The sequence below is a fragment of the Cutibacterium equinum genome (assembly GCF_028021195.1).
Lineage (GTDB): Bacteria > Actinomycetota > Actinomycetes > Propionibacteriales > Propionibacteriaceae > Cutibacterium > Cutibacterium equinum.
This window is the reverse complement of sequence record NZ_CP115668.1, coordinates 49,663-73,501: the sequence shown is the minus strand read 5'-3', so window position 1 is coordinate 73,501 and position 23,839 is coordinate 49,663. Positions and strand designations below refer to the sequence as shown.

Annotated in this window: 19 protein-coding genes; 11 read left to right on the top strand and 8 right to left on the bottom strand. The window is 64.2% G+C overall.

What is annotated here, in order from left to right:
* From O6R08_RS00305 to O6R08_RS00295, 3 genes are all read left to right on the top strand, one after another.
* Positions 1-993, top strand: a complete 993-nt coding sequence (locus O6R08_RS00305; RefSeq protein ID WP_271418234.1) for an ATP-binding protein — start codon at positions 1-3, stop codon at positions 991-993.
* Positions 994-1,127: 134 nt separating this feature from the next.
* Positions 1,128-2,762 carry an ABC transporter transmembrane domain-containing protein gene (locus O6R08_RS00300; protein WP_271419404.1) on the top strand — a complete coding sequence of 545 codons (1,635 nt, stop codon included), beginning with the start codon at positions 1,128-1,130 and terminating at the stop codon, positions 2,760-2,762.
* Positions 2,759-4,504: an ABC transporter ATP-binding protein gene (locus O6R08_RS00295; RefSeq protein WP_271418233.1), complete on the top strand. Its 1,746-nt coding sequence runs from the start codon at positions 2,759-2,761 to the stop codon at positions 4,502-4,504. Before O6R08_RS00300 ends, O6R08_RS00295 begins: the two co-directional genes overlap by 4 nt.
* 68 nt (positions 4,505-4,572) lie before the next feature.
* Here the strand turns inward: O6R08_RS00295 and O6R08_RS00290 are convergent, their stop codons facing one another.
* Positions 4,573-6,024, bottom strand: a complete 1,452-nt coding sequence (locus O6R08_RS00290; protein ID WP_271418232.1) for a catalase — start codon at positions 6,022-6,024, stop codon at positions 4,573-4,575.
* Between the two features lie 136 nt (positions 6,025-6,160).
* Between O6R08_RS00290 and O6R08_RS00285 the strand changes: the two genes are divergently transcribed.
* The 4 genes from O6R08_RS00285 to O6R08_RS00270 all read left to right on the top strand — a co-directional run bounded on the left by O6R08_RS00285 (position 6,161) and on the right by O6R08_RS00270 (position 11,027).
* The gene (locus O6R08_RS00285; RefSeq protein ID WP_271418231.1) at positions 6,161-6,442 is read left to right on the top strand and encodes a GNAT family N-acetyltransferase; all 282 of its coding nucleotides are present in this window, start codon (positions 6,161-6,163) and stop codon (positions 6,440-6,442) included.
* Between the two features lie 175 nt (positions 6,443-6,617).
* Positions 6,618-7,715 (top strand): hypothetical protein, encoded by a 1,098-nt coding sequence (locus O6R08_RS00280; RefSeq protein WP_271419403.1) that lies wholly within the window; start codon positions 6,618-6,620, stop codon positions 7,713-7,715.
* Positions 7,708-10,458: a multicopper oxidase domain-containing protein gene (locus O6R08_RS00275; RefSeq protein WP_271418230.1), complete on the top strand. Its 2,751-nt coding sequence runs from the start codon at positions 7,708-7,710 to the stop codon at positions 10,456-10,458. Before O6R08_RS00280 ends, O6R08_RS00275 begins: the two co-directional genes overlap by 8 nt.
* Entirely contained in the window at positions 10,455-11,027 is a 573-nt protein-coding gene (locus O6R08_RS00270) for a helix-turn-helix transcriptional regulator (protein ID WP_271418229.1), read from the top strand. Before O6R08_RS00275 ends, O6R08_RS00270 begins: the two co-directional genes overlap by 4 nt.
* Positions 11,028-11,067: 40 nt before the next feature.
* On the opposite strand, the gene O6R08_RS00265 is transcribed toward O6R08_RS00270, so the two are convergent.
* A complete protein-coding gene (locus O6R08_RS00265; protein WP_271418228.1) occupies positions 11,068-12,294 on the bottom strand; it encodes a 6-phosphofructokinase in 1,227 nt (408 codons plus the stop codon).
* Positions 12,295-12,361: 67 nt separating this feature from the next.
* On the opposite strand from O6R08_RS00265, the gene O6R08_RS00260 reads away from it, so the two are divergent.
* Both O6R08_RS00260 and O6R08_RS00255 read left to right on the top strand, forming a co-directional pair.
* Positions 12,362-12,985, top strand: coding sequence for a sigma-70 RNA polymerase sigma factor region 4 domain-containing protein (locus tag O6R08_RS00260; RefSeq protein WP_271418227.1), 624 nt, complete (start codon positions 12,362-12,364; stop codon positions 12,983-12,985).
* The gene (locus O6R08_RS00255) at positions 12,982-13,374 is read left to right on the top strand and encodes a hypothetical protein (RefSeq protein ID WP_271418226.1); all 393 of its coding nucleotides are present in this window, start codon (positions 12,982-12,984) and stop codon (positions 13,372-13,374) included. Before O6R08_RS00260 ends, O6R08_RS00255 begins: the two co-directional genes overlap by 4 nt.
* A 99-nt stretch (positions 13,375-13,473) precedes the next feature.
* On the opposite strand, the gene O6R08_RS00250 is transcribed toward O6R08_RS00255, so the two are convergent.
* The 5 genes from O6R08_RS00250 to O6R08_RS00230 form a co-directional block, all read right to left on the bottom strand.
* Positions 13,474-15,855, bottom strand: a complete 2,382-nt coding sequence (locus O6R08_RS00250) for a glycogen/starch/alpha-glucan phosphorylase (protein WP_271418225.1) — start codon at positions 15,853-15,855, stop codon at positions 13,474-13,476.
* A gap of 56 nt (positions 15,856-15,911) precedes the next feature.
* Positions 15,912-17,204, bottom strand: a complete 1,293-nt coding sequence (locus O6R08_RS00245; RefSeq protein WP_271418224.1) for a chloride channel protein — start codon at positions 17,202-17,204, stop codon at positions 15,912-15,914.
* Positions 17,205-17,248: 44 nt separating this feature from the next.
* Positions 17,249-18,706 (bottom strand): NAD-dependent succinate-semialdehyde dehydrogenase, encoded by a 1,458-nt coding sequence (locus O6R08_RS00240; protein ID WP_271418223.1) that lies wholly within the window; start codon positions 18,704-18,706, stop codon positions 17,249-17,251.
* A gap of 155 nt (positions 18,707-18,861) precedes the next feature.
* Positions 18,862-19,281: a hypothetical protein gene (locus O6R08_RS00235; RefSeq protein ID WP_271418222.1), complete on the bottom strand. Its 420-nt coding sequence runs from the start codon at positions 19,279-19,281 to the stop codon at positions 18,862-18,864.
* A 1,498-nt stretch (positions 19,282-20,779) separates the two neighbouring features.
* Entirely contained in the window at positions 20,780-20,920 is a 141-nt protein-coding gene (locus O6R08_RS00230) for a hypothetical protein (protein WP_271418221.1), read from the bottom strand.
* 535 nt (positions 20,921-21,455) lie between these two features.
* Between O6R08_RS00230 and O6R08_RS00225 the strand changes: the two genes are divergently transcribed.
* Both O6R08_RS00225 and O6R08_RS00220 read left to right on the top strand, forming a co-directional pair.
* The gene (locus O6R08_RS00225) at positions 21,456-22,208 is read left to right on the top strand and encodes an ABC transporter ATP-binding protein (RefSeq protein WP_271418220.1); all 753 of its coding nucleotides are present in this window, start codon (positions 21,456-21,458) and stop codon (positions 22,206-22,208) included.
* Complete coding sequence (locus O6R08_RS00220; protein ID WP_408640111.1) at positions 22,202-23,635, top strand: FtsX-like permease family protein; 1,434 nt, start codon at positions 22,202-22,204, stop codon at positions 23,633-23,635. The genes O6R08_RS00225 and O6R08_RS00220 overlap by 7 nt, the downstream gene beginning before the upstream one ends.
* 49 nt (positions 23,636-23,684) lie before the next feature.
* On the opposite strand, the gene O6R08_RS00215 is transcribed toward O6R08_RS00220, so the two are convergent.
* Positions 23,685-23,834 (bottom strand): hypothetical protein, encoded by a 150-nt coding sequence (locus O6R08_RS00215; protein WP_271418218.1) that lies wholly within the window; start codon positions 23,832-23,834, stop codon positions 23,685-23,687.
* Positions 23,835-23,839: the final 5 nt, after the last annotated feature.

Below are 23,839 nucleotides of genomic sequence, written 5' to 3'. Positions count from 1 at the left end.
ATGGCACAACGCCCCGTCTACCCCTTCTGCGCCATCGTCGGACAACAGGAGATGAAGCTGGCCCTCATCCTCGCCACGATCAGCCCCGATCTGTCCGGGGTGCTCATCCGTGGTGAGAAGGGGACGGCGAAGTCCACTGCGGTGCGCGGCCTGGCAGCCCTCCTCCCGGAGCACCAGGAGGTTCCCGGCGCCTACCACCTGTCCCCCGAGAAGTACCCGGCCCACGCCGCCGAGCTCGGCCTGCCCGAGCCCATGCCTGAGCCACGCACCGTCCAGGTGCCCGTCGTCGAGCTTCCGGTCGGCGCCACCGAGGACCGCGTCACCGGAACCCTCGACATGGAGACCGCCCTGCGCGAGGGCCGACGCCGCTTCGAGCCCGGTCTACTGGCCGCGGCCCACCGCGCGATCCTCTACGTCGACGAGGTCAACCTCCTCGACGACCACGTCGTCGACCTGCTGCTGGACTCGGCCGCGATGGGGGTCAACACCGTCGAGCGTGAGGGGGTCAGCATCACCCATCCGGCACGGTTCACCCTGGTCGGCACCATGAACCCCGAAGAGGGGGAACTGCGTCCCCAGCTCCTCGACCGATTCGGACTGTGCGTCACCGTCGGCGGGGAGGACGACCCTGACAAGCGCATCGAGGTCATCCGGCGTCGGCCGGCCTTCGAGGACGACCCGGCTGGTTTTTCTCGCACGTGGGAACAGGAAGGCCACACGCTCAGCGAGAGGATCGTACGGGCCACCGAGCTCGTCAAGGAGGTCCACATCGACGACGAGACCCTCATGACGGTCGCCCGCACCTGCATCAACGCGCACGTTGACGGCCACCGAGCCGACATCATGATGGTGAGGGCCGCGCGCACCCTGGCGGCGTGGAACGGGCGCACCGACATCACCGCCGACGACCTCTCCCAGGCCGCTCGGCTCGTCCTGCCGCACCGCATGAGGCGGCGCCCCCTCGAGTCGGTCGGCGGTCCGGGGCAAGCGTGATACGGACTCCCCGTCGGCACTGGCAGCCGACCCTGGGGTGGCTGCCACACATCCCGAAGCAGACCCCGCCACCCATTGATTCTCCTCTCATCGACGTTGACGAGGTCCACGACGGCCGGGCCGTGGTCCGTCAGATGTCGCATGACGGGAGACGATGGCTGCTGCCTGGCTCAGTCGCCTCCGCCTTCGTCAGCCTGGTGAATATCGGGGTGCCGATGGCCCTGGGCCGCGCCATTGATGACGGGGTCGTCGCCGCGAACGCTGCCGCACTGGCCGGATGGCTGGCCCTGGTGGCGCTGGCCTACGTGGTCCGCGCGGTGGCCCAGACGGTGCGCATGCAGACCAATGTCGGAGCTGGGCTGGCTGAGCACGATCTTCGCGTCCAAGCACTTGAACGCATCACGGCCCCGGAAGGAGTCGGCGGAAAGTCCCGCCTTCCCGGTGACCTGCTGGCAGTCGTCGTCACCGATGTTCGAGCGGTGTCTCGGGCCTTCATCGCCTTGACGTCGATACCGGGCAACGTCGTCACCCTGCTGGGCGCGCTCATCGCGATGGCCCTCATCAACGGTTGGCTGGTGGTGGCGACGGTGTGCATCGTCCCGCTGCTCATCGTGCTGTCGGTCAAGGGCGTCGCCCCGGTCAAGCGCAGTACCCGTCGGGAGCGACGAGCCGAGGCCGCCGTGGCTGGGTCAGCCGCCGATCTCACCAGCGGGCTGCGTGTCATCCAGGGCCTGTCGGCTCAACATCGCGCCACCGCGAGATTCCGTGCGGCGAGTCAGCAAGGGCTGGCAGCCACCCTGCGCAACCGTCGCATCAAGGGGGTCTACACCGGCACCATCAACGCTTCGGTCGGGGTTTTCATCACGGCGCTCACAGTGCTCGCCGGGTGGCTCACTCTCAAGGGTCACATCAGTGTCGGGGACCTCGTGACCGTGGTGGGTCTGGCGCAAACCCTCGGGCCTCCGCTTCGGGCTCTGGGTGTCGACACCGCGACCATGCTGGCCAGCGCCAACGCTTCGGGGGACAGGTTCTGTGAGCTGCGGGACAGTCCGGCCGCCTGGCAGGTCCACCCCGACGACGGGGCCCGCACCACTCCCGGAGACGGCCCGGTGTCACTACGGGTTGTCGTCGAGGAGCCGGAGTTCTGCCTGGACATCCCCGCCGGAACCCATCTGGGGATCGTCGCCCCTCAGCACGTGTGCGACGCACTGGCAGAAGCCATCGAGCACGGTCCGCAAACCCTTTTCAACGGGGTTCCGGGCAGTAACCTCAACCCGTCCCAGCGAAGGCGCCTGGTGTTGGTGGCCCCGCGACGTCCCGAATTGTTCGACGACTCCGCGCGGGCCAACATCGTGCTGGATCGCCAGACGACGGTGGCCAAACTCAATGCCGTCATTGACACCGCCGCCCTGGATACCGTCGCCAAGGTGCTGCCACGCGGCCTGGAGACCGAGGTCGGGGAGGGCGGACGCCACGTCTCCGGTGGTCAGCGTCAACGTCTGGCCCTGGCTCGAGCCCTGCTGCACTCCCCCGACGGTCTGGTCCTCATTGACCCCACCACAAGCATTGACGCCGTCACCACCGCCACCATCGCGCAACGATTGCAGGAGTTGAGGCAGGGGCGCACCACCGTCGTCGCCACCACCTCCCCTGCCCTGTTGGACCGTATGGACGAGGTGGTCACGCTCGACGATGACGGTCGCGAGGTCGCCCGCGCACCCCACCGTGAGCTGCTGGCCCGCGCAGATTACCGCGAGATGCTGTCATGAGCACCCCTCGTTGGCTCCCACTTGCCACTGCCGCTCAGGTTCGCCAGGAGGTCCACCGGGCGTCACGTGGTGTGCGCGGGTACTTCATCGGCGCAGTCGTGGTCACCACGGCGGCTGCTCTGTTGGACCTGGCCGTGCCGATGGCGACCGGATGGATCATCGACGCTGCCCGGGCCCATCGTCCGCCCTCGTCCCTGCTCACCCCGGCCCTCGTCATGGCGGCAGCGGTCATCGGGTCGGGTATCTGCAATGGTGCCGCCCAGACCCTGACACCGTCCTTCTTCACCACCATCGTCACCCGGTTGCGGGAGGCGATGATCGAATCCGGTCTGGGGCTCGACCAGCAACGAGTGGAGAGGGCTGGGACGGCTGACCTCGTCTCACGCGCCTCCGACGACGTCACCGCAGTGCGCGACGCCGCCAATGGTGCCCTCCCACGCCTGGTCAACACCATGATCATGGTGATCGTGTCAGTGGGCGCGCTGGCCAGCCTGCACCCGGCCTTCTTCATCCCGGTACTTCTGGCTGCCGTGCTCTACGGCTTGGCGATCCGGGAGTTCCTGCGCACTGCTCCGCCCGTTTACCGTGCTGAGAGGCGGGCTTCGACGACCCAGTCCCAGCACATTCTCTCCACCATCCACGGCCTTGACGTGGTGCGGGCCTTCGGGCTGGAGAACCTGCGCACGCGCACGGTGGCGGCCGGGTCTTGGCAGGCGATCCGTTGGAACCTGCGTGGGCGGTTCCTCGGGAACACCTTGGTCGTCCGCCTGCTGGCCGGGGAGGCCGTGGCCACCATTGGCGTCTCCTGGACGGGGTATCTCCTCGTCACCGGAGACCGGCTGAGTGTCGGCGCTGCGGCGACGGCAATCCTGGTGCTGCTGAGACTGTTCTCCCCGGTGCGGTTCCTGCTGATGTTCCTCAACAACCTGCAAGCCGCCTGGGTGTGTCTGCAGCGAGTGATCGGCGTCATTCACGCCCGCCACGAGGAACCGGCTGCCATCGAATACACACACCACGGCCCGACCTCGGTGCACGTGGACCGGCTGAGTTTCGGCTACCAGGACGGTCCGGACGTCGTTCGCGAGGTGAGCCTGGACATTCCTGCCGGTCACACCATGGTTCTCGTCGGGCAGTCCGGTGCTGGCAAGTCAACCGTCGCAGCGCTGGTGGCGGGGCTGTTGGAACCTCGGTCTGGCCAGGTCGTCATGTCGCCCGGCAGGGCTCGAACCGTGCTCATCAGCCAGGAGATCCACACCTTCTCGGGCAGCCTTCTCGACGACGTGGCCCTCGGGTTGCCGGCCACTGCTGAGAACTGGTCCGAGGACCAGGTTCGCCAGGCCGTCGTGGCGGCTCTGGAGCAGGTTGGTGCCGACTGGGTTGGGGCATTGCCTGATGGTGTCGACACGGTGGTGGGACGATTGGGAACTCGGCTCTCCCCGGCCCAGGCCCAACAGGTCGCGTTGGCACGAGCCTTGCTGGCCGATCCCCCGGTCATCATCCTGGACGAGGCGACGGCGGAGGCTGGAACCTCGGGAGCGGCTTCCCTCGACCGGGCCGCCCTCGAGGTCGTCAAGGGACGCACCGCCCTGGTCGTCGCTCACCGGCTGTCCCAGGTGGCCATGGCTGACGAGATCGCGGTCATGGAGGACGGCCGGATCATCGAGGTCGGGCCTGTCGAACAGCTGCGCCACGGGGATGGCCCCTTCTCCCGGCTGTGGCAGGTGTGGTCGAACCAGCGCTGAGGGCTCATGACACGGTGGCCCCTGGGGAACGGTGATTCCCCAGGGGCCATCAGCCAGTTACAGCGCCATCACATCGAGGACTCGACCTTGTCTGCCACACCGGCGTCGATGTTGCGCCAGTAGGTCAGGGTGTTGCCGATGACCGGCTCCTCCATGTCGAAGTTGGTCAGCAGGTCGACGAGGGTCTCCACCAGCTCGTCGCGCTGCGCATCGGAGAAGACGTCGTGGACCAGGGTGTGGGCCTGGCCGAAGTCGTCATCCTCGGAGTGGAGGGTCTGGGCGGCGCGAACGAGCTCGCCATCAGCCTCCCACGCAGTCTCCGACCCGGCTCGGTGGCCGGTGGTGTAATCGCGACCGTAGGAGTTCGGGGCGTAGGTCGGGGCCGACCCGGCATGCTCGTAGGCCATCTGACCGTCGAAGGTGTACTGATTCGTCGCGACGGTCGGACGATTCACCGGCAACTGGTCGTAGTTGACGCCCAGGCGGTTGCGGGCGGCGTCGTTGTAGGCGAAGACGCGGCCCATGAGCATACGGTCGGGGGACAGACCGGTGCCCTCGACGGTGTTGGACGGGGAGAAGGCCGCCTGCTCGATCTGGGCGAAGAAGTTCTCCGGGTTGCGGTCCAGGGTGAACGTGCCGATGGTGTGCAGCGGGTAGTCCTTGTGCGGCCACACCTTGGTGATGTCAAAGGGGTTGAAGCGGTAGTCCTTGGCGTCGTCATAGGGCATGAGCTGCACCTTGACAGTCCAGGACGGGTAGTCGCCGTCAGCAATGTGATTGAACAGATCCTCGCGGTGGATGTCCGGGTGGTCGCCAACAATGGCCTTGGCCTGGTCGGCGGTCATGTTGTGCACACCCTGGTCGCTGATGAAGTGGTACTTCACCCAGGTGATCTCGCCCTCAGCGTTCACCCACGAGTAGGTGTGCGAGGAGTAGCCGTTCATGGTGCGGTAGCTGAGCGGAATACCTCGCGGCCCCATGAGATAGGCGACCTGGTGGGCCGACTCCGGGGAGAGACTCCAGAAGTCGTACATCATGTTGGGGCTGCGCAGGCCGGAGTTCGGCAGCCGCTTCTGGGAGCGGATGAAGTGCGGGAACTTCATCGGGTCGCGCATGAAGAACACCGGGGTGTTGTTGCCCACCATGTCGAAGTTGCCTTCGTTGGTGTAGAACTTCAGCGAGAATCCACGGACGTCGCGCCAGGTGTCGGGGCTGCCGAGCTCACCGGCAACCGTGGAGAAACGGGCCAGCATCGGGGTCTCGCGGCCCTTCTGCAGGAAGTCGGCCTTGGTGTACTCCGAGACGTCAGCGGTGATCTCGAGGTGCCCGAAGGCGCCCGATCCCTTGGCGTGCGGCTTGCGCTCGGGGATGTTCTCGCGGTTGAAGTGGGCCAGGGTGTCAACCAGGTGGGCGTCGTGCAGCACCACCGGGCCGTCAGCACCGACGGTCAGGGAGTATTCGTCGCTGGGTGCGGGAGAACCATTCGTGGTGGTCGACGGCTTGCTGGGATCGATGGGCATGACGACTCCTCCATATTCGTTGAGTGCTGTCTTCCACAGTCTCTCGTGACACGGTTCACTTCCAAGGAGATGACGCCATCGGCGAAAGGCCTGCGAACAACCTGGAAGCGGGCCACAATTGACCGACAATGGGGGCATGAGCGACACCACAGTCACCAAGAACGACCAGCAGTCACGCTACGAGGCTCATGTCGACGGCGAGCTCGCCGGATTCACCGAGTTTCGGCGCGAGGGGGACGTCGTCGTCATGCCTCACACTGAGGTTTTCGACGCCTTCGGCGGCAAGGGGGTCGGCAGTGACCTGGCCCAATTCGCCCTCGACGACATTGCTTCCCAGGACCTGCCGGTGCGCCCAGACTGCGCCTTCATCAAGGGATGGCTCGACAACCACCCCGATCACCCGGTGAAAGTCGTCTAAACCTCCGAGGTCCAATACACCCCGCCCGTGCCGTCAGCCAAGACCACAGAAGGTAACCGTGATGGCAGGGGCCGGGTGGGGGGGAGTCCGCGCGACGATGATATTTTGAGGAATAACTCATCGAAAAGGACTGCCCGTGCCTCCTTCCTCCGCCGGATCGCGCCGCGCCTGGCTCATGGTCGGGGCCGGAGTCTCTCTCCTGGCCGGCCTTGACGGCGCTTTGCTGCTCCTTGGCGTCTGGTCCCCGGTGATGTCGTCGCGACTGTCGGACTGGCATGGGCCGCTCATGGTCCTTGGCTTCGTCGGCACCGTCATCTGCCTGGAACGGGCGGTGGCAGTGGGGAAGAAACCCGCCTACCTCGTCCCGTTGGTCTCAGGGCTTGGCGTCATCGTTCTGCTCGTACCCGTCGCTTCGCCCCGGATCGGCCTGGCCTTGCTCACCCTGGCCCAGCTCGGCCTGCTGGGCATCTACGTCCCGCTGTGGAAGCGCAGTCACGACGACGCCACCGTCATCCAGATCGCTGGGGCTTTGTGCGCCGCCGGTGCCGCCGCCCTGCTCACCTCGGGGGTTGACGTCCCTGACGTCGTCGGATGGTTGGCCTGCTACCTCATCCTGACGATCTGTGGCGAGAGGCTGGAACTGTCCCGCTTGACGATGATCCGCAATCGCGCCCTGCCTGCCCTGTGCCTGACCGTCGTGGCCGCTCTCCTCGTTGCGATTGCCAATCCGCAGATCGGATACCGGGTGCTCGGTCTGACCCTGGTCGCTTTGGCGGGGTGGCTGTGTCGTCATGACGTCGCTCGTGGCGGGCTGAAACGTGGCGGCCAGGCGGGCTATATCGGCCTGCTCCTCATGATCGGCTACCTGTGGCTCGGTCTGGCTGGTCTCATCTGGACAGTGACCGGGCCGCTGACCTCCGGGCGCGGCTACGACGCCGTCGTCCACTCAGTGTTCCTGGGCTTCGTGATGGGGATGATTCTCGGCCACGCCCCGATCATCCTGCCCGCCGTGCTCAAGACCCGGCTGGATTGGACGACGTGGTTCTGGCTGCCAGCCTTCCTGCTCGAGTCATCCCTGTTGGTGCGCATTGGGATCGGTGACGCCTTGGACCGTCCCGCCGCAGTACAGGCTGGTGGGGCCGTCAACGTCGTCAGTCTACTGACATTGGTGGCCGTCGTCGCCACCCATGTTCGTTCGCGTACCCGACCCAAGGCACATCTGAAAGCCGCCAGCCCACACGCTGCACTCCCCACGAGGAGGGACCATGCCTGAGATCACGTCCGCGCCAGTCGGCCGCAAGCCAGACACAAATAAGCGCAGCTGGCACCGCAAAGCGTCCCGTCCGGTCTCCGGGTGGCTGGCCGCCCTGCTCATCGTGGCCATCGTGAGCCCATGGATTCCACAGTCCCGCTGGCTGCTGGTGCACATGGTCACCCTCGGTGTCGCGACGACCTCGATCATGGTGTGGGGGCAGTACTTCACCGAGGCGATCCTGCACAACCACCTCACCGAGGCCGATCGCAACCGTCAGGTTCTGCGTATTCGACTCCTCACGGCAGGGATCGTCGTCACGTGTATCGGCATGGTGGCAGCCTGGCCGTGGGTGACCGTCGCGGGGGCCGTCGTCGTCGGGTCGATGCTCACCTGGTACGCCTTCGCCCTGGCCCACCAGGTTCGCCACGCTCTGCCCGGCCGTTTCGACTCGACGGTGAGGTTTTACTGCGCGGCCGCCTGCCTGCTGCCGCTGGGAGCAACCCTCGGCGCGATCATGGCCTTTTCCCCCGTCGAGCCGTGGCGGGCTCGTCTGCTCGTCGCCCATCAGGCCCTCAACCTGCTCGGATTCGTCGGTCTGACCGTCGTCGGCACCCTCATCACCTTGTGGCCGACCGTGCTGCGCACCACGATGCAGCCCGCCCAGGATCGCCACGGAAGGTACTCCCTGTACGTCATGATCGCCGCGGTCGCCGTCACCATCGTGGGTGCCCTGTGCGGACTGTGGTGGCTGGCCGCGGTCGGTGTGACGACCTACATCGTCGGTATATGCCTCGTGCTGGGAGACCTCGTCGCCTGTGCTGTCAGCAAGCCGCCGCGAGACTTCCCCGGATTCACCATGGGCGCGGCCATCTGCTGGATGCTCGTGTGGCTGGTCTGGCTGGCCTGGAAGCTGGCCTCCAAGGGCACCGGGCTGCTGGCTGACGACATCTTCACCCTCTCGGTGCCGGTGGTCGTCGGTTTCCTGCTCCAGCTCCTCATCGGCGCCATGAGCTACCTCATGCCGATGGTCATGGGCGGCGGACCGAAGATCGTCCGAGCCACCAATGCCAAGATGCACGCCTTCGGGTCGCTACGGGCCACCATCACCAACGCTGGCCTCCTGCTGTGGGTGCTGGCCATCGGCACCTGGACTCATCGCATCGGCATCGCGATGGCGGTCGTCGGGCTGGCCAGCTTCCTGCCGGCCACCGCAGCGATGGTGCACACCGGTGTTCCCATGCTCAAGGAGAAGGCACGCCAGATGGCGGCTCAGAAGGCTGCTGCCGACCAAGGCCAGTCCCCTGAAGCGACGTCAGACAAGCCAGCCGTTTCCGCTACTCCACAGCCGGCAACCGCCCAGACCCCGGACCGTTCGGCCGTCGCCGGCACCACCACCAAGACCGTCGACCCGGCTCCGACCGCTCCGACCAACCGACGCTCCTTCGTCGGGGCCTGCGCGGGTGTGGCCACCGCCCTGACGGCCACTGCCGTCGGCCACCGTCTGGACGCCAACAACCCGGCATCAGGGGTCGGACAGGTTTCCCCCACCGGCCACACCACGACGGTCAGCGTGACCGCCGAGGCCATGAAATACCACCCGAGCACCATCAGCGTCCCGGCTGGTGACGAGCTCGTCGTCGAGATCACCAACAAGGACCCCAACCAGGTCCACGATCTGCAGTTCGCCAACGGTGCTCACTCGCCACGCCTGGAACCCGGAGACCACGCCACCGTCAAGGCCGGAGTCATCACCGGCCCGCTCGAGGGCTGGTGCACCATCGTCGGCCACAAGTCGATGGGCATGGTGCTGCAGGTCCAGGTCAATGGGGCTTCAGCAGCCGGCGGGCACGACGACCAGGCAGGTTCGGCCGATCCTCGCCGCAAGATCGACCTCACGAAGGCCCCCGGCAAGGGGTTGACAACCCGCGACGCCGTCGTCCCCCCACTACTTGCCGGGCGCGTCCACGCGATGACCCTGACCGTCGAGGAATCCGTGCAGGAGATCGCCCCGGACACCACGATCGACGCGATGACCTACAACGGCCGCTACATGGGCCCGGTCATCCACGCCCGAATTGGCGACCAGATGCGGGTACACCTGGTCAACAAGGGGACGATGGGTCACTCCCTCGACTTCCACGCCGGGACCGTCTCCCCCAACGAGGTGATGCGCACCATCGCCCCGGGCCAGGAACTGGATTACACCTTCACCCTGCCTCGCGCCGGGATGTGGCTCTACCACTGCTCCACCATGCCGATGTCAGCCCACATCGCTGCGGGCATGTTCGGCGCCGTCATCGTGCCCCCGCACGACCTGCCGCGCGCCGATCGCGAGTACTACCTGGTGCAGTCGGAGACCTACCTCGACGAGCGCAACGGGGCCGAGGTCAACATGGCCAAGATCGCCAACGAAACCCCGGACCTGACGATGTTCAACGGTCACGCCAACCAGTACGTCTTCGAGCCGCTCAAGGCCAAGGTTGGAGAGCGGGTGCGCATCTGGGTGCTGGCCGCGGGCCCGAGCCGCGGGTGTTCCTTCCACGTCGTCGGAACCCAGTTCGATACCGTCTTCAAGGAGGGGGCCTACACCCTCAAGCGTGGCAATCCGGAGGGCGGGGGCTGCCAGGCCCTTGACCTGTCCAGCGCCCAAGGGGGTTTCGTCGAGATGGTCTTCGAGGAGCCGGGCCGCTACACCTTCGTCAACCACTCCTTCGTGGAGATGGAGCGTGGCGCCAAGGGGATCATCGAGGTGACGTCATGAGTGGCACCAGCCTGGTCGACCCGGGGTCTGAGAAGAGGATTGACGAGGTCGCCGACGCCCTGCAGAGACGCGGCGGCTCTGCCACCAGCGCGCAGATCGCCGCTGACATGGGGATTCACCCCTCGACGGCACGTTTCCACCTCGATCGTCTCGTCGAGCAGGGACGAGTGGAGACCACCCGCGGACACCGGGCCACTCGAGGCCGGCCACACACCGTCTTCACCCTCGTCACCAACGAGGGGCCACGGGCCTACCGGCTACTGGCCCAGATGCTCGTCGAGGAGGTTGCCGCCAGCGACGATCCCGCTGCGACAGCCACGCGCATTGGTCAGCGCTGGGGTCGTCGCCGTAGGACAGACCTCATCTCCGTCCTGGAGGACATGGGTTTCTCCCCCGCCCCCGACAAGGACGGAATCGTGCTGCGCCACTGCCCCTTCCTTGACCTGGCCCGCGATCACCCACAGGTGGTCTGTGCCCTGCACTGCGGGGTTGTCGAAGGGGTGACAGGCAAGTCGGCAGCCATTGACGCCAACCCTGGGCAGCGGTGCGTCGTCCACACCGCTGCCTGAGCGACACGCACGCCCCTGGCCCAGGCCAGGGGTGACACTCTCAATCGCCGAGGCTCGTGCCGACGTCGCGAGCAGCCTTCACCCACGGATGGTCGGAGGGCACATACCTCACCTTGCCGCCGACATCCTTGAGCGGCACCGTCGTCGTCTCTCCACCTTGGGAAGCCACCATGACGCCGAACTCGCCGTCGTCGACGAGCTTGGCACCCACGGTTCCCATGCGAGTGGCAAACAGCCGATCGTGGGCGCAGGGGATACCGCCACGCTGCACGTACCCCAGAATCGACACTCGCGACTCCAGCCCGGTGGCCTCCTCGAGCTGGGTCGCCAACTTGAGGGTGTTGTCGCGCATTAAGTGCTCGAGATCTGCCTTGGCCTTCTTGGCGGCAGCCTTCGTCTCCGGGGTCTTGGCGGTGTCAGCGAGGGCCTGGGCCCCAGCCAGCGCAGCGGAGTCAACTTCGTCGCGAGCTCCCTCGGCCACCGCGATGACGGAGAAGTTGAGGCCCCGCTTGCGACGGCCCTCCACCGCCTCGACGATGGAGTCAAGCTTGTAGGGCACCTCGGGCAGCAGGATGATGTCGGCGCCACCGGCGATGCCCGATCCCAGAGCGAGCCAGCCGGCACGATGGCCCATGATCTCGGCCAGGATGATGCGGTGGTGGGAGTGGGCGGTGGAGTGCAGCCGATCGATGGCGTCCGTGGCGATCTCGAGTGCCGTGGAGAATCCGAACGAGTCGTCGGTCCCGACGATGTCGTTGTCGATCGTCTTGGGCAGGTGCAAGACGTTGAGCCCCGCCTTGGCGAGTTTGTAGGAGTTCTTGGCGGTGCCGCCGCCACCCAGGGTGACCAGGGCATCGAGCCCCAGCCTGTCGTAATTGTCGACGATGGTGGGGACCATATCTTTTTCCTCACCATCAATGACCATGCGATTGACCTTGTCACGGCTGGTTCCCAGAATGGTCCCACCGACTGTCAGGATGCCCGACAGCGCACTCGTGTCCAGGGGGATGGTCCGATTCTGCGCCAAGCCGAGGAAGCCGTCCTGGATACCGATCAACTCCATGGCGTGCTGTCGGATGGCTGCCTTGCCAAATCCACGGATCGCGGCATTGAGGCCAGGGCAGTCACCACCAGCCGTGAGGATGCCGACCTTCTTCTTCTTGGACATGAAGACTCCTGATGTGTCTTGGGTGCGCTCCATCCTCCCACGGATGGCGTCCTCGCCAGACATGAAGGGCGTCAGGATCCACCCTGATCCCACAGCCATCTAAGGCATTTACCTTAATCCCTATATCATTAAGGCATTAGCCTGAACTCTTGATGGGGATGTGATCATGCTCGCCTGGGTCATCCTGGCCGATCAGCTCGACAGCCGCAGCCATGACGATGCGGTTCCGTCCCTCCTGGACGCTCTCACCTCGCGCGCACTGCTCGTCAGTCCGAGTGATCACCGCGTCGGCATCCCTTCCTGGACCCTCCCGCCAGAACGCACCTCTGGCGACGAGGTGCAGGCCCTCACGACAGACCCGGCCACCCTCATCCATGCGCTGTGGACCGCAGGTTGCGGCCCGTGGCGCATTGGCCTTGCCCATGACGAGGTGGTCACCCCCCTGCCAGATTCCACCAGAGCTGCGCGCGGGCCAGCCTATGTCAAGGCTCGTCAGGCCATTGAGGAGTGTCGACGCCGCCGCACTGCAATCGAGGTGTCCACTGACGGGACCGACGCCATGCGGCGGTTGTCCCAAGTGGCCAGCGTCGTCGTCGATCTGGCACGGGGATTGCGCCCGGCCGCCCGTGACATCGTCGCGTCCTACGATCTGTCCATGACCAGCGAGGACACCGCACAGGCCCTGGGCATCAGCACATCGGCCGTCAGCCAGCGTCTCACCCGTGCCCGCTGGGAGTACCTGGTGCAGACCCGCCAACTCGCCGTCGACCTGGCCCAGGAGGTGCAATGACCATCGCCATGAGGATCGCGGCCGTCCTCGTCGTCATTGCCGCAGTGTGGGCCGGCAAGTACGCCGTCTCCCTGGTCTTCCATGCTTCCGGGGTTCACACCGACGGTGACAAGGGGCGCCTGCGCGGCGGACTGTGGATCGGCTATCTGGAGAGACTTGGCCTCGTCACCGCCATCCTCACCGGATATGCAGCCGGCATCGCCGTCATCCTCGGCGTCAAAACCCTGGCACGCTACGCCGAACTGAAATCCCAACCGACGCCTGGGACGGGGGCCCGGGAGGCCAACGAAGAATCCAGTGCGGCCATCGAGCAATTCATCATCGGGACGATGACGTCGGCCTTGTGGGCCGTGTTGCTGGGGCTGGCCGCCAAGGCCCTGTGGCGCTGACGCCCGATCCCCGAACCGTCGCGACCCAGCCACTGCGGCACACAAAAGCCGGGCCACCCGCGGGTAGCCCGGCTTTCGCAGTCGTCACACGGTCGACGCTCAGTCGACGCTCACCGAGTCGATCGGAGCCGGATCCAGCTTCCACACCTGCTCGGCGTAGTCACGAATCGTGCGGTCCGAGGAGAACCGGCCGGACTTGGTGATGTTCACCCACGCCTTGCGGGCCCAGCCACGGGCGTCGGCATGATCGGCAGCCATGGCGTCCTTGACGGTGCGGTAGGACTCGAAGTCACCCAGCACGTAGTAGACGTCGGGGCCCTCCCAACCGGGCTCCATGAGGCTTTGACGCAGATCGTGGAACCAGCCAGAACCGTTGTCGTCGAGGGTGCCGTCGGTCAGCGCGTCGATGACTCGCTTGAGACCGGGCACGTTCTCGTAGTACCGGCGCGGGTCATATCCGCGTTTGAGGGAGGGCAGCTCCTCCTCGGTGGCACCGAAGATGTAGGCGTTCTCGTCACCGACGGCATCGAGGATCTCGACGTTGGCCCCGTCCAGGGTGCCCAGGGTGAGCGCGCCGTTCATCATGAACTTCATGTTCGAGGTGCCCGAGGCCTCCTTGCCAGCCATCGAGATCTGCTCGGAGACGTCGGCGGCCGGGATGATGTGTTCAGCCGGGGAGACGTTGTAGTTGTGGACGAAGACGACCTTGATGCGACCGTTGATGTCCTCGTCATTGTTGACCAGACGAGCCACCTCGTTGATGAACTTGATGATCGCCTTGGCACGGATGTAACCGGGAGCAGCCTTGGCGCCGAAGACGAAGACCCGCTTGGGAACGTCGAGAGTGGGGTCGTCCTTGAGGCGGAAGTACAGGTCAAGGACGTAGAAGGCATTGAGCAACTGACGCTTGTACTCGTGCAGACGCTTGATCTGGACGTCGAAGATGGCGTCCGGGTCGATCTCGATGCCCTCGCGCTCAGCGACCCAGGCCGCGAAGTCGACCTTGTTGGCGTGCTTGATCTCGTTGAGGCGGTCGTAGACCGAGTCGTCGACGGAGTCGGTGTAGTTGGCGAGCACCGAGAGGTCCTTGACCCAGGCGTCAGACCCGGTGACCTCGGTCAACAGGGCGGCCAGGCGCGGATTGCACTGGTTGAGCCAGCGACGCGGGGTGACGCCGTTGGTCTTGTTGTTGAACCGCTCCGGCCAGATCGCGTGCCATTCCTTGAGGGTTTCGCGCTTGATGATCTCGGTGTGCAGGGCGGCGACGCCGTTAATGGAGTAGGAGGCGTAACAGGCGATCCACGCCATGCGCACCTGGTTGCCCGAGACGGGGGCCATGTACTCGATGGTCTGGCCGTCGAGTCCGCGCCTTCCCATGTCTTCACGGAAGCGGCGGTCGATCTCGCGGACGATCTCGGCAATGCGCGGGAAGAGGCGATCAAAGATCTGCATCTCCCACTTCTCCAGGGCTTCGGCCAGCACGGTGTGGTTGGTGTAGGCGAAGGTGTGGGTGACGATCTCCCAGGCGTCCTCCCAGCCCATGCCGTGCTCGTCGAGCAGGATGCGCATGAGTTCAGGGATGGACAGCACCGGGTGGGTGTCGTTGAGCTGGATCGAGTTGTACTTGGCGAAGTCGGTGAGGTCGTCGCCGTGGTGTTTGACGTAGTTGTCGACGATCTCCTGCAGGGAGGCCGAGCAGAAGAAGTACTGCTGACGCACGCGCAGCACCTTGCCCTCGAAGGTGGTGTCGTTGGGGTACAGCACACGTGAGATGTCGGAGGTGCGCTCTCGCTCGACGATGGCGTCAGTGAAACGCTGGGAGTTGAAGGCCTGGTAGTCGAACTGCTCCATCGGCTCGGCCTTCCACAGCCGCAGGGTTCCGACGTTGCGGGTTCCGTACCCGGTGATCGGCATGTCGTGGGGGATGGCACGCACCCACATGTCGGCGTAGCGGACGATGCGCTCCTGCTCCTCGCGGCGGATGACGAAGGGGTAGCCCTCCTCCATCCACGGGTCTGGATGCTCGGTTTGGAACCCGTTGTCGAAAAGCTGCTTGAACAGGCCGTAGCGGTAGAGAATGCCGTAGCCGGTGACGGGCAGTTCCAGGGTGGCGCAGGAGTCGAGGAAGCAGGCGGCCAGACGACCCAGACCACCGTTGCCGAGGGCAGCGTCAGGCTCCTGTTCGAGCACCTGGGACAAGTCAATGCCGAATCCGGCGAGGGCCTCCCGGGTCTGGTCGACCAGGCCGAGGTTCGACAGGTTGTTGAGGAGAGCTCGTCCCATGAGGAACTCGGCGGAGAAGTAGTGCTCCTGACGTCCGGCCTTGTAGAGGGCGTCGGTAGCTTCCCAGTCGTCGGCGATGCGACTCACGACGGAGGCCGACAGCCCCTGCCAAATCTCCATGGGGGTCGAGGCGGCGACGGAACGTCCCGAGGTCGATCGCACTTGGAATGCGATTGCTGAAGCCAGATCCTGAGTCATGTGCCCTTCCTTGGTTGGGAGGAGTGCCGCTCGGCGGCTGGTACATCGCATTCAGACTATCGCGAATCTGACGTCTTTCCCGGAGCCCGACCGATCCCGCCGTGGAGTCCCGGTCCGCGTCTGTCGGCCAGGACGAAACCGGCCCAACCGAGCAGAACTGCCACGACGACAACCGGAATCCCCAGCGCCCCGGCACGGGTCAGCTCCAAGGCAAAAGCGGCCGAGAACAGCGGTGCGCGCTGGGTGATCGACAACACACAACCGGCTCCCACAATGGCCATCATCGCGACCTGGGAGGGGGAATCGATTCCTGCCGCCGCCGCGAGGAGGGTGCCGACGAGGGCTCCCACTGCCAGGGACGGGGTGAGCAGACCACCGGCCGCCCCCGATCTCAACGCCACCGTCGTGGCAAGGATCTTCCCGACGAGCAGAATCGCCAACGTGACCGGAGCAACAGGGTGGGCCAGCACCAGGTTGACGATGACCTGCCCGTTGCCGACCACCTGGGGGGCCATGAGGGCGATGGCCGTCACCCCGACCGACCCGAGCGGCACCGTCCACCACAGTCGGGAGGTCACCGGGACCCGACGTTTCATCTCCCCGAAGAGCACACCCATCCCGACTCCGATCGCAGTGGCGGCTGCGACGACGAGGACGATCCACCCCAGACCGGACGGGGTGACCTCGGCCACCGGGGAGCGATAGATGGGCCGATTGTGATTGAAGATCCAGGCCGTCACCGTCGAGAGCACCGAGATGACCACGGCAATCCCCACCTGTTCCCAACCGCGGCGGGTGCGCAGATCGGGACGCACCGTCAGTTCCAGGGCATAGAGGGCACCGGCGACCGGCACGTTGTACACCGAGGCCAGACCGGCTCCGGCAGCGCTGGCCAACAGGACTCGTCTCGTCGCGGCGTCGACGCGGAAGCCGTCGGACAAGCCCTGGGCGGCCAGTGCGGCCATCTGGCGCGGCGCGGCCTCTCGGCCCAGGGAGCTTCCCGACCCGACGACGAGAAGCTGGGCCAAGGCGTCGACGATGGTGTCGAGTGGCCGCAAACGTTTCGGGGCATCGACGTCGACGGCCTGGCGCACCGAGATGATCGACCCGGACGGACGCGGACGCAGCCACCACCACGTCAGACCAGCGATGACGGCACCGACGATCGGGGCGCTCACTCGTCGCCACATGACGACCTCACCGACACCGGTCGTCGAGGAGGAGAAAGGGGCACCGAAGGCACATGCCTCGATGAGGTGGGACAGCTCACTGGTGAGGCCACCAATGAGTCCGGACACCAGCCCTGTCAAGACGACGGCGGCGATGAATCGGAGACGTGAGGTGACCACCTGGAAGACGCTACCGTCCCATCCTCACGTTCACATCCTCCGAATCACGCGGGAAGAGCGACGTAGATCGTCTCCAGGAACTCCTCAATGCCCTGGTAGGAGCCTTCGCGGCCCAGACCGGACTCCTTGACACCGCCAAACGGGGCAGCCGCGTTGGAGAAGACGCCAAGGTTGGCGCCGATCATGCCGGTCTCCAGCTTCTGCCCCATTCGCAGGATGCGAGCGGTGTCCCTGGTGAAGACGTAGCCAGCCAGCCCGACCGGAACCGAGTTGGCGATGGCCAGAGCCTCCTCCTCGGTGCGGAAGGTGGTGATCGGGGCAACTGGTCCGAAGATCTCGGTTTGCATGATCTCGGAGTCGGCGGGAACTCCGGAGAGGACTGTCGGCGGGTAGAACCACCCCTTGCCCTCAGGAATCTCACCGCCGCAGCGGAGGATGGCTCCCGCCTCGACTGCGGATCGGACCAGGCCGTCGACCTTCTGGCGGTCCTTCTCGCTGATCATGGGCCCGACCTCGGATGTCTCGTCCAGGCCGTCCCCGACGGTCAGGCCGGACATCATCTCGACCATCCGATCAGTGAACTGTTCGGCCACCGACTCGTGGACGATGAACCGGTTGGCAGAGATGCAGGCCTCGCCCATATTGCGCATCTTGGCCCCCTTGGCGCCAGCGACGGCCTGGTCGAGGTCGGCGTCGTCGAAGACGATGAAGGGTGCGTTGCCGCCCAGCTCCATCGAGGTGCGCAGCACGTGCTTGGCTGCCTTCTCCAACAGGGTGACGCCGACCTCGGTGGACCCTGTGAAGGAGATCTTGCGCAACCGTGAATCCGCGAGGATGGCGTCAGTGACGGTGTGGTCACGCCCGGTGATGACGTTGACGACCCCGGCGGGCAGACCGGCGTCGGTGAGGGTCTTGGCGAACAACAGGGTGGTCAGCGGGGTGGCCGAGGCCGGTCGGATAACGACCGTGCAGCCGGCGGCAAGTGCCGGGGCAACCTTGCGAGTGGCCATGGCCAGCGGGAAGTTCCACGGGGTGATGAACAGGCACGGGCCGACAGGACGCTTGGTGATGAGTTGGCGGATCGTGCCCTCCGGGAGCAGTCCGTAGTCACCGCGAATGCGCACCGCCTCCTCGGAGAACCAGCGCAGGAACTCCGCGCCGTAGGTGACCTCTGCGTAGGACTGAGCAAGCGGCTTGCCCATCTCGAGGGTCATGAGCTTGGCGAAGTCGTCCTTGCGCTCGGTGATGAGTTCGAAGGTCTTGCGCAAGATCTCACCGCGCTCACGCGGGGCGGTGTCGGCCCAGGACTCCTGGGCACGGACGGCGGCGTCGAGGGCATCGGTGCCTTGGTCGACGGAGGCATCGGCGATGGCAATGAGGGGCTTCTCGGTGGAGGGGTCGATGACGTCGAAGGTGCGCGACGCCTCGGCGTCCACCCATTCTCCGTCGATGAGCAGACCAGTCGGCAAATCTGTGGGGAGCGAGCGGTCGTTGATCGTCATGAACCCACCCTACGACGGGACCTCGACACTTCGAGGGGGTTGACGTTCACAGGTGGAACATGGCCGACGACGCCCCGGCAGCCACGCTTTGACGCTCCGACATCAACACCACGGGAGTCACTGGTCCGCGTCCATGCCCCCAGGAGGTGCACTCTTCAAACCAAAGAGACCTCGTATATGTCAGAGAGTATATCTGTCGGCTCGCCGATCCATCCGATTCCATCATGTATTATTTGCACGGCACTAGGTTCGCGAATATCGATGGCGAGCATCATTGCCATAGTATGAATCGCGCTGTTCGCAGAGTCAATATGATCAAATACTCTTACGAGGGATTCTGGATCCATCGCATCTAGGTTTGATGGGCTCGGAATCTCGTTTCCCCAGTCCTCAACCGGCCCACAGCGAGCTATACCGCGCGGGAGTTCGCTTGCCTCGCTTCTGTACACCACCTGCACCACATCCAATGGGTCGCTGACCCAGAATCCCAGTACCATGTTTTGCAGTTCGGATGACACGTGAAAGTAGTATTTGAAGTAATAGATATATGCATCTCGCTGAGATATGAACTCCATCTACAGCCTCCTATGGGGCGCCGCACAACAACTAGAAGATAGGAACCTATTCCATGGCAAGCTTTAACGGCTCTTCACAGTTGAGGGTGTGGATCAGTAGGTGGCCCCTGGGCCCTGGTGTGGGTCGAGGTCCTTCGAATGATGGAAGTTCGCACACAGCCATCACCCAAGACTTCGACATGGGCAACGCTATCTTCACCACCCCTGATCTGGCCACGTCGTGCTGGTCGGACAACCTCGGATTCCGCAACCTCACCCACTACACCACCCGATCCCTCTTGGAAGCTGGCGGCTTCAGACCCCACCTACACCCTTGATTGTGAAGAGCCAGGCCGAAGCTATATCATATGAAATTAGATCACAAATATAACTGCTCATACGTTTGATTCTCGGCCGAGCCTGAGCAGTGTGTTCACTGCGTTCTACACCGCACGAGCAGCGTCGGAATTATCTGCCTTAAAGCCCGATGTTGCGCAATTAGTAGGGGCGAGTGACAAGCATGAGGACGCTTTGTCTAGTGGCTTCAGGAATGGTATGTTAACGGGGACAATCGGCGGGCGGATGTTGATAAGAACATGCGCGAGGAGGTCAGCTAACAGTGGCGCTTCCATGTGACCATCGTCATCCTCGTGCGAACTGATGATATTTGTCTTTACGAAGATCAATCAGAAGCTCGGTACTCGTCATTTTGTTAGCCATCATTGATGGCTGTATACTTCAACAGCGGGAGCTACTTCCTTGCCGCAAAGCCTTATTGGTGTCTACATTTTGGATCGAGGTAAAAGTTGAGTTCTCATGCTTTATGGCCTGTCTCGGTAGATACTTTCTGGGATTTTTTAGGAATTGGAAGTTGTTACTCTTTAGCCAGGGGAAAGTAAGCCATGTATTTTGTCGTGAGTCTCATATTTAATATTGCAGGAGCGATTTTCGCAGGAGTGCAGTTTTCCCGAGTGTGCGCAATCATCAAAAACAACAAGAATGAAGATCGAGATATTGTTTTGCCTTTTGTGTGGGGATTGGGGGCTTTTGCGATCCCCTTCTATAGTCCAATGCCACACAATCTAGGGGCCACCGCTTCGTTTTTCATTGCCCTATCTGCCATGTCTACACTTGTGGTGAGTCGTTCCTCGAGATAGTCGTTCTAGTTCCGCTGTTATTGGGGTTCACAGTCCTCGTCCGAGCCCCAAGAACGCTGCCCCTGTCCAATGCAATGAGATAGCCGGTTTGGATCGCCTAATCTGCCTGATCTGACATTCTTTTGGGTTACTGCCTTGACGTCTTCTGGCAATATGAGTTTGCCGTCGAGGCGGTGGGATGCCGGGAACCCGAATTATCCGCTGGTGACAAACAACTTGTTGAGGGTTTGAAGGAGCATCTTTGGCGGGGACGATCCATTCGGCCGCGTCGGGGTTGATGTTACGGGCGACGGTGTCGATCGCTGATACGTAGTGAGCAAGCCTGCGAATCTCAGCTTGTTGGTCAGGGTGAGCAGAAAGCGTCAGCTGCCCGGTGGCAGACTCACCACGATGAACGCTTTCGAGATGCTGGTCTTCCACACGTACCACGCATCGACAGGTTCGATCCGGTAGCGGCTGAGCCTGGCGGGTGAGAACCACTCCTGCAACGTCTCACGACTCACCGTGGGATTGTCTTAGGGTTGATGACGATAGGCCCCGGAAAGGTCAATGCCGCGAAATATCGGTATACCCCCGAGGTCATTGTTTTGCCCAAGCCCCTCCTCGCATGCTTACGGGGCGTCATGGGCTGCCGTCATCTCGTCTCTTCCCAGTACGAGGCTGTCCACGTTCACGGGCAGGTACGGCAATGACGTTCACCACCTGGTTCCGCACACGAACCTCCACCAAGCATCCGCTGGCAAGCCCCCTCTCGGCCCCACCACAACATCAACTGCTGACTCGAACACCTTTGAGGCAGCGCTTTCGGCTTGCGCAACCCCACCCACGACACCGTCCGCTTACTACTCGAAGCTGACGGATTCAGACCCCACCTACACCCGCGATTGTGAGGAGCCAGTACTTACTATTCTCATTGATGCCTTTCCTGGTCATCCGAGCCAGTCGCGTGACATCACCATCCTCCTCCCGCGGGAGGACCCTCTAATTCGACCGCCGGCACGATGTGGGATGAGGGAGCCGAGTAGCACAGTGGACGGCATGTTGACGACATCTCACCTGAACCCCCACACCGTCACTGAACGTGCCAGCGGCGCCAACCTGCGCTGCCTGGGACTGACGAAGACCTACGGAACGACCCGAGCCCTCGACCACGTCGACATCGCCATCCCGGCCGGCCAGTCGGTCGCGGTCATGGGGCCATCGGGGTCCGGAAAGACCACCCTGCTGCACTGCCTGTCCGGGATCCTCTCGGCCGACTCCGGCAGCATCGAGCTGGGTCTGCCCGAGCGGATCGTCAATGTCGAGAGCCTGTCCAACGAGGGGCGAGCCCAGCTGCGTCGTCAGTCCCTCGGGTTCGTCTTTCAGCAAGGGATGCTCGTCCCCGAGCTGACCGCCGTCGAGAACACAGCCCTGCCCCTCATGCTCAATGGCGCCTCGCGATCTCAAGCCATTGGGTACGCAGCTCAATGGCTGGCCTCGATGGGGCTGGGAGGCATGGAGGACCGACGCATCGGCCAACTCTCTGGCGGCCAGGCCCAGCGAGTGGCCATCGCCCGCTCCCAGGTCATCGACCCGGCGATCGTCTTCGCTGACGAACCCACCGGAGCCCTCGACTCGGCCACCGCCGTCGAAGTGATGTCCATCCTGCTCTCGGCGACAACCGGACGGGGGCGCACCCTCGTCGTCGTGACTCATGACGAGGACGTCGCCCACCGCTGCCAGCGCATCCTGCGCCTGCAGGATGGCCGCATTGTGTCCGACGACACACGTCAGCCCAACGGGAGGTGGTGACGGTGACGACCACTACCGGAACAGAAACGACAGGTCTGAGCATCCCAGAACCACTGCAAACCCAAGCTGGACGCCCGGCGACATCGTCGATCCTCAGGATGATCCTGCGCGCTTCGTCGGCTGACCGCTCCACCTGGCGACTCCCGGTGGTTGCTTTCTCGGTCATCACAACGATCATCCTCGACGTCACTGGCGGTGCCGTCATGATGTGGCACATTCCCGGGACGAACGCCGACTTCTACCGGCTGACCTCATCGATCGCCGTCATTCTGCTGGTATTACCGCTGATGACCCTGGCCTCCTCAGCCGCACGGTTGTCCGCCCGACGTCGTGACGATCGACTGTCCTCCTTGCGGCTCATCGGGGCGTCGTCCCACCTGCTGCGGGTAGTCACCCTGGCCGAGGCTGGTCTGCAAGCTCTCGTCGGGTCTGTGCTCGGCATCGTCGGCTACCTCATCTGCGTGCCACTTTTGGGACGGTTGTCCTTCAATGGGAGTCGAATCGGCGCCAGGTCGGTCCTGCTCGGACCTGCTCCGGTGGCCGGGGTCATCGTGGCCCTGGTACTGCTCGCGCTGATCAGTTCTGCCATTGGGCTGCGACGGGTCGACGTCTCGCCACTCGGGGTGCGCATGCGCAGCCAGCCTCGCTCGGTGTCGTGGATTCGCCTGGCCATCGGCGCAGCCATGGTCGCGTTGCTCGTCTCCTCGAAGACAGTGTTGGAATTCCTGGCACGTCAGACCGGCACCGTCGGCGTCTACGTCTTCCTCGCCGTCCTGCTGGCTGTCGTCGTGGAGCTGGCCAACATCATCGGCCCCAAGCTGTTGTCGCTGTACTTCAAGCATCGCCTCAAAACAGCCAAGACCGCCACCGACGTGGTCGCCGCCCGTCAGGTGCTGGAGAACCCGCGCTCTGCCTGGACCCAGGTCGCGTCGCTGGGGGCGGTGTGCGTGGTGGGAATGCTGGCCGGAACCTGCGCCGCCATCATGCAGGCGGCGAGTAAGAGTGGGAGTGATGACCCCACTGCCCGCATTATCGGGCAGGATCTGCAAACCGGTGTGATCTTGCTCATCGTCTTCGCCTTCGCCACGGTCGCCTGCTCAGTGGGGGTCAATCAGGCGTCCGCGATTCTCGACCGCCGCCCGGTCGAGGTGGGTCTGGACATCGTCGGGATGAATCTGACCGCCCAGGACAAGGTGCGACGCATCACCGTCATCTCTCCCATGCGGTTCGCCATGGTGACGGGTCTGGTCGCTACCGGACTGTTGCTCATCCCGCTGGTGGGAATAGCCCTCGTCACGAAGCCGGTAACGATCCTCGTGACGGTGGGAACCATCCTCGTCGGTTCAGGCATGGTGCGGCTGAGCTTGTGGGCAACCCGTCCGACCCTCAACCGGGTGCTTGCCGACGGGCTGGCTCGAACCGAGTGACGCAGAACCGGATCTGGCCACCGACTGTGTCGCCCCGACGACGACCCCTCTACTGCCCGTCGTCGGGGCCCTCGTCGATCCCTTCCATGCCGAATCGCCACACCTCGTCGATCCATCCCCTGCGAACCGAGCGGACCCAACTGCTCACAGCAATGGCACCGGCCAGGACAGCAAAACTTGCGAGGAGAGGTTTGTTCATGGCCC